Source organism: Phaeobacter porticola (assembly GCF_001888185.1).
Lineage (GTDB): Bacteria > Pseudomonadota > Alphaproteobacteria > Rhodobacterales > Rhodobacteraceae > Phaeobacter > Phaeobacter porticola.
Genome location: NZ_CP016364.1, coordinates 3641701 through 3653592, shown reverse-complemented (window position 1 = coordinate 3653592; position 11892 = coordinate 3641701). Strand labels below are relative to the sequence as shown.

At 58.0% G+C, this 11892-nt stretch carries 10 protein-coding genes; 3 read left to right on the top strand and 7 right to left on the bottom strand.

The window, feature by feature from the left end:
- Positions 1 to 610 precede the first annotated feature (610 nt).
- The 3 genes from rpsT to mutM form a co-directional block, all read right to left on the bottom strand.
- Positions 611 to 874, bottom strand: coding sequence for a 30S ribosomal protein S20 (rpsT, locus tag PhaeoP97_RS17525; protein WP_072506211.1), 264 nt, complete (start codon positions 872 to 874; stop codon positions 611 to 613).
- Between the two features lie 286 nt (positions 875 to 1160).
- Positions 1161 to 1937: an enoyl-CoA hydratase gene (locus PhaeoP97_RS17520; RefSeq protein ID WP_072506209.1), complete on the bottom strand. Its 777-nt coding sequence runs from the start codon at positions 1935 to 1937 to the stop codon at positions 1161 to 1163.
- Positions 1938 to 2001: 64 nt separating this feature from the next.
- Positions 2002 to 2853, bottom strand: coding sequence for a bifunctional DNA-formamidopyrimidine glycosylase/DNA-(apurinic or apyrimidinic site) lyase (gene mutM, locus PhaeoP97_RS17515; RefSeq protein ID WP_072506208.1), 852 nt, complete (start codon positions 2851 to 2853; stop codon positions 2002 to 2004).
- Positions 2854 to 2958: 105 nt separating this feature from the next.
- Between mutM and ubiE the strand changes: the two genes are divergently transcribed.
- Positions 2959 to 3711: a bifunctional demethylmenaquinone methyltransferase/2-methoxy-6-polyprenyl-1,4-benzoquinol methylase UbiE gene (ubiE, locus tag PhaeoP97_RS17510; protein ID WP_072506206.1), complete on the top strand. Its 753-nt coding sequence runs from the start codon at positions 2959 to 2961 to the stop codon at positions 3709 to 3711.
- Between the two features lie 3 nt (positions 3712 to 3714).
- The gene (ubiB, locus tag PhaeoP97_RS17505; RefSeq protein WP_072506204.1) at positions 3715 to 5250 is read left to right on the top strand and encodes a 2-polyprenylphenol 6-hydroxylase; all 1536 of its coding nucleotides are present in this window, start codon (positions 3715 to 3717) and stop codon (positions 5248 to 5250) included.
- Here the strand turns inward: ubiB and PhaeoP97_RS17500 are convergent.
- A complete protein-coding gene (locus PhaeoP97_RS17500) occupies positions 5243 to 6664 on the bottom strand; it encodes a lytic murein transglycosylase (RefSeq protein ID WP_072506203.1) in 1422 nt (473 codons plus the stop codon). The two genes, ubiB and PhaeoP97_RS17500, sit on opposite strands and share 8 nt — an antisense overlap.
- Before the next feature lie 108 nt (positions 6665 to 6772).
- A complete protein-coding gene (locus tag PhaeoP97_RS17495; protein ID WP_072506202.1) occupies positions 6773 to 7507 on the bottom strand; it encodes a helix-turn-helix transcriptional regulator in 735 nt (244 codons plus the stop codon).
- Positions 7508 to 7589: 82 nt separating this feature from the next.
- Between PhaeoP97_RS17495 and PhaeoP97_RS17490 the strand changes: the two genes are divergently transcribed.
- Positions 7590 to 8036 carry a DUF1801 domain-containing protein gene (locus PhaeoP97_RS17490; protein ID WP_072506201.1) on the top strand — a complete coding sequence of 149 codons (447 nt, stop codon included), beginning with the start codon at positions 7590 to 7592 and terminating at the stop codon, positions 8034 to 8036.
- A gap of 21 nt (positions 8037 to 8057) precedes the next feature.
- Here PhaeoP97_RS17490 and rnr read toward each other — a convergent pair whose 3' ends face one another.
- Together rnr and dapE are read right to left on the bottom strand one after the other, a co-directional pair.
- The gene (rnr, locus tag PhaeoP97_RS17485) at positions 8058 to 10328 is read right to left on the bottom strand and encodes a ribonuclease R (protein WP_072506200.1); all 2271 of its coding nucleotides are present in this window, start codon (positions 10326 to 10328) and stop codon (positions 8058 to 8060) included.
- Between the two features lie 109 nt (positions 10329 to 10437).
- A complete protein-coding gene (gene dapE, locus PhaeoP97_RS17480) occupies positions 10438 to 11601 on the bottom strand; it encodes a succinyl-diaminopimelate desuccinylase (protein WP_072506198.1) in 1164 nt (387 codons plus the stop codon).
- Positions 11602 to 11892: the final 291 nt, after the last annotated feature.

Here is an 11892-nt window from a genome sequence, read left to right as displayed (position 1 = left end):
GCTGCGCCTCACGCATCCCAAATAGTATCGGCCCTTATTTGGCCTCTTGTTTCATCCCCCACCCGGTCCCAGGCCCGAGTGGCGTTCACGCACAGCGGATGTGTGTACTGCCCGCAGATAGATCAGCACTGCCTTGCAAAGGCAAAGTTCAGGGTCAGGCACACGCCAACCGGCAAGTTATTTGCGGCGGTCGCGACGACGAACCATATACATACACAATTGGAACAGGCCCGCCTGTCTGGATAGATCCAGAAAACAGCAGGAACCTGGTGTCATTCAGCATCATGAGATGCCTCTGTCACCAGAGCAATCAGTGTCCTTGAGTCCCATCAAGGATACCGCGAGCAGCCTGTCCCCCCAGCGAGTGAATCGCTGTAACAGTGGTAGCAATTCGGGGGGGGGCGCATCAACGAAACTATGATGTTGACTCAGCGATTGGCCGCAAAGAATCTCCCTGACCTGCTGTGCCCGCACAGCCTGTGGCCAAAATGCAAAAGGCGCCGCTCATCGCGACGCCTTTGTTCATTTTCGAACTTGATGGCCCCTGACAGCCTCGGATGAGACGGAATCAGTGGCATCCAAGCAAACGGCCCAATACGGCCAAAAGGCATCAGCCCAGTGCTTTGACCCGTGCGGTCAGGCGCGAGATTTTCCGCGATGCAGTGTTCTTGTGGTAGACACCTTTAGTCACGCCACGCATCAGTTCAGGCTGAGCAGCGCGCACAGCTTCTGCTGCTGCGTCTTTGTCGCCAGAAGCGATAGCTTCTTCAGCTTTACGCAGGAAGGTGCGGATGCGCGAACGACGGGCTTTGTTGACAGCAAAGCGTTTCTCGTTCTGACGGGCGCGCTTTTTTGCCTGAGGCGAATTTGCCATGGTGTAGGACCTAACTTTGGTTTCGTGTTTTAATAGGCGCAATGCCAGCCGAACCCGGATCCGATCCACCGGTGTGATTCTAGCCAAGCGGGCTGCACGCGCATGTATGGCGGCGGGTAGTAACGTCAAACCCCGAGGAATGCAAGCCATGTCGGAGTTGCTCGCCCTTCCCAGTCCTAGCGCACTACCACAGCCCCAACGGGAAACGGGCAGACGCCAGCGCCTGCCCGTTTCATATCTCGAAAAGAGACGCCGCAGATTGCGTCGCCAAAGCCTGTGAACAGGCTTACTTGTCGCGGAATTGAGCTTCGCGCTTTTCCAGGAAAGCGGCCATGCCTTCTTTCTGATCCTCGGTAGCGAACATTGAGTGGAAAACGCGGCGTTCAAACAGCAGCCCTTCGCTCAGCGGCAGCTCATAGCTGCGATTCACGGTTTCCTTCACCGCCATCGCCGTCAGCAAGGATTTCTCGGCAATTTTATGCGCCGCTGCGGTGGCTTCATCCAACAGCTTCTTGGCAGGCACCACACGAGACACCAAACCGGCGCGCTCTGCCTCTTCGGCATTCATGAAGCGACCGGTCAGGTTCATATCCATGGATTTGGACTTTCCGACAAAGCGGGTCAGACGCTGGGTACCGCCGATACCGGCAATCACGCCAAGATTGATCTCGGGCTGGCCGAATTTGGCAGTATCCGCCGCGATGATGAAATCGCAAAGCATGGCCAATTCACATCCGCCGCCCAGCGCGTAGCCCGCAACGGCTGCGATGATTGGTTTGCGAATCGCGCTGATGCGGTCGTTGACGCCTGCAAACAGATTGGTTGAGAACACTTCGGTAAAGCTCTTTTCCGACATCTCCTTGATATCGGCGCCTGCGGCAAAGGCCTTCTCCGACCCGGTCAGGATGATGCAGCGCACCTTGTCGCTGGCATCCGCCTCTTCCAGGGCAGTGCAAAGCTCACTCAAAAGCTCGGAATTGAGCGCGTTCAACGCTTCGGGCCGGTTCAGTTTAATTTGGCAAACGTGGTCCTGCACTTCGACGTTGATCGTCTCATAGGCCATGATAGTCGCTTTCGGTTGTTCCGTTCAGGGAAGAGTCATTATCACGCGACACATCGCATTCAAGCTATCTTTGGCATTTGCCACAGTAGAAGGAGGAGCGCCCTGACTGGGTGATCCGACCTACGGTACCATCACATTTCGCGCGTCGACAGGGCTCCCCCTCGCGGCCATAAACATCAAAGCTGTGCTGGAAATATCCAAGTTCTCCATCGGCTTGGCGGAAATCCTTAAGCGATGAGCCGCCCGCCTTAATGGCATCCGTCAGCACGTCCTTGATGATCGGAACCAAGGCGCCCACCCGCTGCGCGGCGATCTGCCCGGCCTTGCGTTTGGGCGATATTCCCGCACGGAAGAGCGCCTCGCAGACATAGATATTGCCAAGACCCGCGATGATTCCCTGATCCAGAAGCGCCGATTTCACCGGCGTATTGCGCCCCTTGAAGGCCGCGATCAGGTGTTCTTCGTGAAAGCTATTGCCAAGCGGTTCCGGCCCCAGAACCGCCAGAAGCTTGTGCTGATCCGCAGTGGCCGTCTCCAGCAGGTCCATAGCGCCAAATCGGCGCGGATCGTTGAAGGTGATGCGCGCACCATTGTCCATATCGAACACCACATGATCGTGTTTCTGTGCCTGCGGGTGATCATGAACGAACTGGCCCAGAGGATCACCAGAGACGGTCATACGCCCCGACATGCCAAGATGCACCAACAGCGTTTCGCCGTTGTCCAGATCGGCCAAGATGTACTTGGAGCGCCGTCGCAGCGCCGTGACACGGCGCCCGACCAGCCGTTCGGCCATACGTTCGGGAAAGGGCCAGCGCAGATTTGGCCGATTGACGGCAGCCTTTTCGATCACCGCTCCCTCCATCGCGGGGGATAATCCGCGGCGCACCGTCTCGACCTCGGGCAATTCTGGCATTACATCCCTCCTGACACGTTACATCTATATGGGGCCGAAGGGCCGCATTGTACCGCCCTCCCAGCGCCCTATAACTGGGGCGACACACAACAAACGGCAAGCCGCATGACCCAGAGATCTGAAGATACCACCCATTTCGGGTTTGAAACCGTGCCCGAGTCGGAAAAGGCGGGGCGCGTGCAGGGCGTATTCAACTCAGTCGCGTCAAAATACGACGTGATGAATGACGTCATGAGCATGGGCATCCACAGGATCTGGAAAGACGCGATGATGGACTGGCTGTCGCCACGGCCCGGTCAGCGCCTTCTGGATGTCGCCGGTGGTACCGGCGATATCTCGTTCCGATTCCTGAAGCGGGCTGGCTATGGCCATTCCACCGTACTGGATCTGACCGCGCCAATGCTGGAAGAGGGCCGCAAGCGGGCTGAGGCCGCACAGATGGCCGACAGTCTGGACTGGGTTACCGGTGATGCAATGGCGCTGCCGTTCAAGGACAATACCTTTGATGTCTACACCATCTCCTTTGGCATTCGGAATGTTACCCGCCCTCAGGAAGCCCTGAACGAGGCTTACCGTGTTCTGAAACCTGGAGGGCGCCTGATGGTTTTGGAATTCAGCCAGCTGCCTAACGCGGCCATGCAGAAAGCATATGATCTCTATTCCTTCAACGTGATTCCCCGCATGGGTCAGATGATCGCGAACGATTATGACAGCTATCAATATCTGGTCGAATCGATCCGTAATTTTCCGGATCAAGACACATTCCTGTCAATGCTGCGCGAAGCCGGGTTTGCCAACGCAAAATATCGCAACCTATCGCTGGGCATTGCCGCGCTGCACTCTGGCTGGAAGATCTGAACCATGCGTGGCCCCCACAATATTATCCGCCTGATCCGCACAGGCGCCACATTCGAGCGCACGGGCGCCATGAACGTGGTGCTGGATGCTTTTGAAGCCCCCAAACCCCTGCGCATTCTGGCCCGTACTCTTGGCTGGCCATTCAAATGGCTGGGATACAAGGGCGATCCAACTATGCCGCCTGCCACCCGTGCGCTGACCGCGCTGGGGCCTGCCTACATCAAATTCGGGCAGGTTCTGTCCACCCGGCCCGATGTGGTTGGCGATGATCTGGCGGTACAGTTGCGGGTGCTACAGGACAAGCTGCCCCCATTTTCCCGCGCCGAGGCGATGACACAGGTCGAACAGGAACTCGGACAGTCGGTTGATCAAATCTATTCTGAGTTCAGCGAACCCATTGCCGCCGCGTCTATTGCGCAGGTGCATCGCGCACGGCTGAGGGAAAGCGACCAAGAGGTTGCCGTAAAAGTGCTGCGCCCCGGCATTGAACGCGCCTTCCGCAAGGATGTGGATGCCTTCTATTTCGCAGCGCGGATTGCCGATCTCTTTGCCCCTGGCGCGCGGCGTCTGAAGCCAATGGATGTGATCAAGCATTTCGACGGCGTTGTGCAGGGCGAACTGGACTTGCGATTGGAAAGCGCCGCTGCTTCTGAATTTGCAGCCAATACCAAGGATGACGAGGGTTTTCAGCTGCCCCAAATCCTGTGGAACCACTCTGCCCGCCGCGTGATGACACTGGGATGGGCCGACGGGCTACCACTCGGCGACAATGCTGCACTGGATGCAGCCGGCCATGACCGCACCGCGTTGGCTGAACGGGTACTGTCGCTGTTCTTGCGCCATGCCCTGCGTGATGGCTATTTTCATGCCGATATGCATCAGGGCAACCTGAAGGTCGCGGCCAATGGTGATATCATCGCCTACGATTTCGGCATCATGGGGCATATCGACGAATACACCCGCCGGGTCTACGCCGAGATTCTGTTTGGCTTCATCAAACGAGACTACAAGCGGGTCGCCGAGGTTCATTTTGAGGCAGGCTATGTGCCAGCCGACCGCGATGTGGATGAGTTTGCCCGTGCGCTACGCGCTGTGGGGGAGCCGATATTTGGCATGGACGCCACCCATATCTCTATGGGGCGGCTGCTCAACTACCTGTTTGAGGTGACCGAACGTTTTGGCATGGAAACCCGGACCGAACTAATTCTGCTACAGCGCACCATGGTCGTTGTCGAAGGCGTGGCCCGGTCGCTGGATCCGCATATCAACATCTGGAACTCGGCTCATCCCGTGGTGGAAGATTACATCAAAAAGTCCATCGGACCTCGTGCGGTGGTCAGCGATTTGATGAGCACGGCCAAGGTGATGGCTCGTTTTGGGCCGCGCTTGCCCGCGCTGGTCGAGCAGGCTTTAATTGCCCAGACCCATCAAAATGATGAGCGTGGCCGCCGCCCCACCCGTTCAGCATGGGTAGTGCCCGGTCTCTGCGGTCTGGGGCTTGGTATGGTGATTGCTTTTGCAGCGGCGGCTTTTAGTTAAATCTCTGAGGGGCGCCCAGTTCGGGCGTCTCTCCTGGCGATGACCTTAGCCGTTTAAGGACAGACAGCGAGGCATAGCCATCGGGCGTTAATCCCGCTGCAATCTGATAGGCACGCAACGCGGCACGTGTCCTGGGTCCGATCCGACCATCGGCTACGCCGGTTTCATGACCTGCACCTGATAGCCGTTCCTGCAACTCACGTCGTTCCTTGTACGTCAGCGGGCGTGTGTCACGTGGCCAATCCGTACGAAACGGACCTGCTCCTTTCAAGCGGTCGCTCAGATGGCCGACACCAATCACATAGGCATCCGCCGCATTGTAGCGCTCAATCACCGCAAAGTTGCGGTAAACCATGAAGGCCGCGCCACCTGCACCAGCAGGCAACAGCACTGCAGCCTTTCCATGGTCAGGCAAACTGCCACCGTCAACGCGCGTAATACCAATCTGTCGCCAGGCCTGAGCTGATTTAGTGATCTTGCGATCCGCCTGCGCATAGTCAAATTCTGGGGGCAGCTTCACCTCTATCCCCCAGGGCTGCCCTTTCACCCAGCCATACCGCTTAAGGTAGGCAGCGGTTGACGCAAGCGCATCGGTTGGGTCATCCGACCAGATATCGCGCTTACCATCGCCGGTGAAATCCACTGCATATGCGAGGTAGGAGGTCGGCATAAACTGGGTATGCCCCATTGCTCCTGCCCAGCTGCCGGTCATGGCGCGCGGATCGACATCCCCGGCCTGAATAATCTGCAATGCGGCAATCAACTGGCTCTCAAAAAACACGCCACGGCGTCCGTCAAAGGCCAGTGTCGCCAAGGACCGGACAATATCGCGTTCGCCGCGAAACCGGCCATAGTTACTCTCCATCCCCCAGACCGCGGCGACGACCTCTTTGTCTACACCGTATCTGGCCTCGACCCTGTTGAGCACATCCTCGTGGTCACGTAGCGCAGCCTGACCGTTTTCGATCCGGGTGTCTGATACAGCGCGCTCCAGGTAGGTCCAGATCGGTGTCACGAATTCCGACTGATTGCCGTCGCGCTGCACGATGTCTGGATCAAACTCCAGGTCGGCAAGAGCCTGATCCAAAGTGGCCCGAGATAGGCCTTCTGCCTGAGCGCGCAAGCGAAATGCTGCGATCCAGGCGTGAAAGCCACGCTGTTCCGCAGGCGAGATCTTAGGGGGGACCGGTCCGGCTGAGGCGACTCTATGTCGGTTTGCGGGGCGCACCCGCGGCCGCAATTGGGTCGTCGCGACAGTATGCGCAACCTCTGGACGGGCCAAGGGGCGCAATGACGCCTGTAAACCAGCAGCAGGCAGCGGACTTGCCCCCGCGTGGCCACCAGAGATCATCAACACCACAATAGTTGCTGCCTGCAGGATCATTTGTCTCTGGGCGCTACGATCATTTCGCATCTCACACCTCATTTTTGACTGCTCGCCTACAGTTTACCTGCAACAACGCAGTGCACAAAGCAAACCAGCGTGGATGTGCGGAGGCTTGCCGACATACCCAACGCCCACCTAAGTCTCAGGTTTATAGGAACTTGTATAAGGGTCTGGCGCACAGGCCACACGGTCCGCCCGCATTTGTGTCAGCGCATCACGCAACATAGGCACACGTTGCGGGCGAAAACTAACCGTTGTGGCCTCGAAGTCCGAAATGCGATCCACCCGAAATACCCGCACATCATTGCGCAAACCACACCAGGCAATCAGCACGGTGGAGCGGTCAAAGTAGACCAAGCCAAGCGGCTTGACCTGCCGCTTTGTTACCGCCCCTTTTGCGTCGCAGTAATCAAATCGCACCTCGACCTCGTCCCAGGTGGCGCGGCGCAAATCGGCCAACGCGATACCCGGTGGCTGCGGTCGTTGGAACCGATAAGCTGACAGAACAGCATGACGTAGCCTATGGGCCTGCCGATCCGGCAGTCTGGCCTGCAACTTCCTCAATGCTTCGGCAGCGGCCTCCGCCAATTCAGGATCCCCGATCTGCTGCACTTCTCGCAAGCCTAGAACCAGCGCTTCCAGCTCAGTATCACGAAACCCCATGGGTGGCAGTGCGTTGTCTTCGATCAGGGTGAAACCATAGCCGGCCTCTCCGTCGATAATCGCACCCATCTCGCGCAGAGTGGCAATATCCCGGTGCACACTGCGAGCCGAAATATCCAGATCCTGTGCCAGTTCGGCGGCGGTATGGGGACCGGCACCTTGGCGCAGCAATTGCATCAATTGAAACAGACGATGTGAACGAGACATATCTCATACTCTCTAATTCTAATGACAGTTTTTGTCATTAGTGCGCGATAAAAAGGATCAGAGAAAAAGAGGAACCCAAGCCATGACACCGCCGTTTGCAAGCGCCGAGATCGCCACCGTTTTTGATCGCGTACCACCCGATGCTCGTGAAGGGCTGCTGCGGTTGCGTCGGCTGATCTTTGAGGTTGCCGCACAGGATCCTGAGGTTGGCGAGGTGACCGAAACCCTGAAATGGGGCCAGCCATCCTATACCGCCGCAAAAGCAGGACTAGGTACGCCGTTGCGGTTAGGCTGTTCAAAACGAGCCCGTTTTGCCCTGTTGGTCCATTGCCAAAGCCGGGTGATCGACAACTTCGCCAACCGCTATCCAGCCTGGGATAAATTCGATGGAACCCGGGCGGTGCTGTTTGACACTCCCGAAGAGGTGGAACCCTTGCGCCATGGATGGCTGATCCGGCACGCATTGACGTATCATCGTGACAAAACCAACTTAAAACCCAACCGCGTAGAGCCCGGCCGTTTCAACTGAACAATGGGTTGGGCGCGAACGTCAACTGCGACGCTTACGCTCAACCTTGCGTTTGATTTTGCTGCGTTTTGCCTTGGCCTTGGCCGATTTTCGGCTCACTGATCGGCCCGCGGGGCTGCGCCGCCCTCCACCGCCACCCGCAGGCATCGGCTTGTCCTCAATCGACAGCAACTCCAGTTCAAGCCCCCCGGTAACAGGTGTGGCCTGGGCCAAGCGCACGTTGACGCGCTGACCGACGGCAATGATCAATCCGGTGTCGGATCCCATCAGCGTACCGGCCTCGGCATCGAAGTGAAAGAACTCGCGCCCGATGGAACGCACAGGCACCAAACCGTCAGCGCCAGTTTCGTCCAGCTTCACAAAGGCACCAAACCGCGCGACCCCGCTGATGCGGCCTGCGAATTCACTCCCTACACGCTCTGATAGATAGGCAGCAAGATACCGATCTGTGGTGTCCCGCTCAGCCATCATCGACCGTCGTTCGGTTTCCGAGATATGGGTGGCCGTCTGCTCTAACCGCTCAATCTCAACCGCATCCAGTCCGTCGTCCCCCCAGCCGTGGGCCGAGACCAGCGCGCGATGTACGATCAGGTCAGCGTAGCGTCGGATGGGGGATGTGAAATGCGCATAGTTGCGCAACGCCAAACCAAAGTGACCAAAGTTCTCGACGTTGTAATAGGCCTGCTGCATCGACCGCAGAGTCGAGATATTGATCAGCTCGGCATCATCTGTACCAGCTGCGCCGTTCAAGAGCGCATTCAGATGTCGTGTCTGCAACACCTGCCCCTTGGCCAGCGCCAGACCCGCTGCACGGGCCGTCTCTCGCAGAGCTTCCAGTTTTTCCGGCGCAGGTTCTTCGTGGACGCGAAACAACAGCGGCGTCCGTTTTTTCACCAGTACCTCTGCCGCCGCAACATTGGCGAGGATCATAAATTCCTCGATCAACTTATGAGCGTCCAGACGGTCGCGGAAATTCACCGAGGCCACCCGACCGCTGTCATCTAACACGATTTTGCGTTCGGGCAGATCCAGGTCCAGTGGTTGACGCTCGGCGCGGGCTTTGACCAGCGCCGCATAGGCCGCGTACAGCGGCTTGATCACTGGCTCCAGAAACGGGCCAGTCCGATCATTGGGGGCACCATCCATCGCCTCTTGCACCTCGGCGTAGTGCAACGAAGCGGCAGAGCGCATCAGCGCGCGCACAAAACGGTGGCCAATTTTATTGCCCTCGGGGTCAATCTGCATTCGCACAGCGATACAGGGCCGTGGCACACCTTCATGCAGCGAACAGAGATCACCTGACAGGCGGTCCGGCAGCATCGGGACCACACGGTCGGGGAAATAGCTGGAGTTGCCACGCTTACGCGCCTCGCGGTCCAGTGCCGTGCCAGAGCGCACATAGGCGGCGACATCGGCAATCGCGACCCAGATGACATGACCACCGGGGTTCGCCGGATCATCATCGGCATGGGCATAACAGGCGTCATCATGGTCACGCGCATCTGCCGGGTCGATGGTGATCAGCGGCATATCCCGCAGATCTTCGCGCCCCTTCAGGCCCATAGGTTTGGCCGCGTCAGCCTCTGCGATAACATCATCGGGGAAATGGTCAGGAATACCATGCTGATGAATCGCAATCAGCGACACCGCCTTGGGGGCCGACGGGTCACCCAGACGCTCAACGACACGGGCGCGCGGCAGGCCAAGGCGGGATTTCGGTCCCGCTTGTTCGGCCTCGACCAGCTCGCCGTCACGCGCACCATGGGTGGCATTGTCCGCGACACTCCATTCGGTTGAGGCCGACTTTTCTATCGGAACAATACGCCCGCCCTCGTCACCCTTACGGAAGATACCAATCACTCGGCGTGGGTTGGTTCCAACCCGACGGATCAGCCGTGCTTCGTAATGATAATCTGCATCCTGCACTACCGTCAGCCGTGCCAGAATTCGGTCGCCTTCGCCCAGCGCAGGGTCAGAGGCGCGCGGCATCACCAAAACCACCGGTTCCACGCCTTCGCCATGCCATTCAAGTGGCCGCGCAAAAAGATCACCGTCGCCATCCGGGGCCTTGATCTGCAAGACCGAAACAGGCGGCAGGCGATCAGGATCGCGATAGGTCTTCTTGCGTTTTTCCAGGTGCCCCTCGGCTTCCAGCTCTTTCAGAATCCGTTTCAGGTCAATCCTGTCAGATCCCTTGATGCCGAAGGCCTTGGCGATGTCACGTTTGGAGTTGTGGGTCGGATGGGCTGCGATCCACTCGAGGATTTCGGCCTTGGAAGGAATACGGGTCATAATCCTGAGCTAGCACGCCCAGCCCCCGAGGTCATCGTGAAAAGCGCGCCGCAGGCATCATTGCCCGGGCGCGCGCCGCTGATCTATCACAGCTGTGGCAAGGTCAGCCTTAGGCGAAATATTCCCTGAGGATCCGGCTATAAATTGACTTTAACTGGTGAACCTGTGCGATCTCGACCCGTTCGTCCACCTGATGCATAGTTTTGCCCACAAGGCCGATTTCAACAACTGGGCAATGATTTTTCACAAACCGAGCATCCGATGTCCCACCGGTGGTCGAAAGCTCGGGGCGACGCCCGGTCTCGGCCTCAACCGCTGCGCTGACCAGATCTGACAGCGGCCCCGGCGGGGTGATGAAGCTTTCGCCCGAAATCTTTACGTCCATGGTGATTTCTACGCCGAATTCCGTCGCAACCTTGTCGGCCTCAGCCCGCAGCCAATTGCGCAGCCCAGAGCCGGTATGAGAGTCATTAAAGCGAATGTTGACGGTGGAACGCGTCTGTGCCGGAATAACATTGGTTGCTGGATTGCCCGTATCAATTGTGACCACAGCAAGTGTTGAGGCATCGAAATGCTGGGTTCCCTGATCCAGTTCGTGGCTGGCTAGCTGGTCCATAAGGCGCACCATCGCATTCAGCGGATTGTTGGCGCGGTGCGGATAGGCCGAATGCCCCTGAACGCCGGTCACCGTGAACCACGCTGAGAGCGATCCGCGACGACCGATTTTGATCATCTCGCCCATCTCATTCGGACAGGTTGGTTCACCGACCAGACAAACCGACATTTGTTCACCTTCGCGCTCCATGTAGTCAAGCAGCGCTGTTGTGCCATCAATAGCGTCGCCTTCCTCATCCCCGGTAATGGTTAGGATCAGCGCCCCGTCAGGCGGTGTGGCGTGCACTAGATCCACTGCCGCCGCAACAAACGCCGCGACACCTGATTTCATATCCGTGGCCCCACGCCCATACATGAAGCCGTCTCTCTCCTCCGCGCCGAAGGGATCGACGGTCCAGGCTGCCGCATCTCCAACCGGCACCACATCGGTATGGCCGTTAAAGCCCATGGTGCGTGGATGCCCCTTGTCCCCCCAACGGGCAAATAAATTGCTGACCTGCCCCCGATCCGCGCGCGTGCAGACAAAGCCCGCCGTCGTCAGAACCTTCTCTAGCAGTACCAGCGCACCGCCCTCCACTGGCGTGACAGAATCGCAGCGGATCAGGTTCGCTGTCAGCTGCTGCGGGTTCAGCGGCTGGATCTCAGAAGCATGGGTCATTGCGGTTCTCCGTTTGTCCGGCCCTTGGCTAGCGCGGTTTGATCCATGGTGCAAACCCGTGGGTGCAGCGCCGTGATGTCCAAGTGGGCTCAAATGACCAAAAGGTGCCCGATCTTGTCCCCAATATCGGTCTTGGCGTTCAATTTTGTGGCGCAAAAGTCGCGCACAAAGGCCTTAATCCACCCTAACCTCTGCCAATAACGGACAAAAAGTGCGGGAAAATGTTAACCAAAGATTAACAAAACGACTCGAGGCAGAGCATCAGATGCTGTGGAAACACCGTAATAGCGG

Bases quoted from the DNA above. Each gene is read 5' to 3' on its own strand.
- ubiE (WP_072506206.1), top strand. From the start codon at position 2,959: ATGACCCAGAGATCTGAAGATACCACCCATTTCGGGTTTGAAACCGTG.
- dapE (WP_072506198.1), bottom strand. From the start codon at position 11,601: ATGACCCATGCTTCTGAGATCCAGCCGCTGAACCCGCAGCAGCTGACA.
- mutM (WP_072506208.1), bottom strand. From the start codon at position 2,853: ATGCCAGAATTGCCCGAGGTCGAGACGGTGCGCCGCGGATTATCCCCC.
- PhaeoP97_RS17495 (WP_072506202.1), bottom strand. From the start codon at position 7,507: ATGTCTCGTTCACATCGTCTGTTTCAATTGATGCAATTGCTGCGCCAA.
- PhaeoP97_RS17520 (WP_072506209.1), bottom strand. From the start codon at position 1,937: ATGGCCTATGAGACGATCAACGTCGAAGTGCAGGACCACGTTTGCCAA.
- ubiB (WP_072506204.1), top strand. From the start codon at position 3,715: ATGCGTGGCCCCCACAATATTATCCGCCTGATCCGCACAGGCGCCACA.
- PhaeoP97_RS17500 (WP_072506203.1), bottom strand. From the start codon at position 6,664: ATGCGAAATGATCGTAGCGCCCAGAGACAAATGATCCTGCAGGCAGCA.
- rnr (WP_072506200.1), bottom strand. From the start codon at position 10,328: ATGACCCGTATTCCTTCCAAGGCCGAAATCCTCGAGTGGATCGCAGCC.
- rpsT (WP_072506211.1), bottom strand. From the start codon at position 874: ATGGCAAATTCGCCTCAGGCAAAAAAGCGCGCCCGTCAGAACGAGAAA.
- PhaeoP97_RS17490 (WP_072506201.1), top strand. From the start codon at position 7,590: ATGACACCGCCGTTTGCAAGCGCCGAGATCGCCACCGTTTTTGATCGC.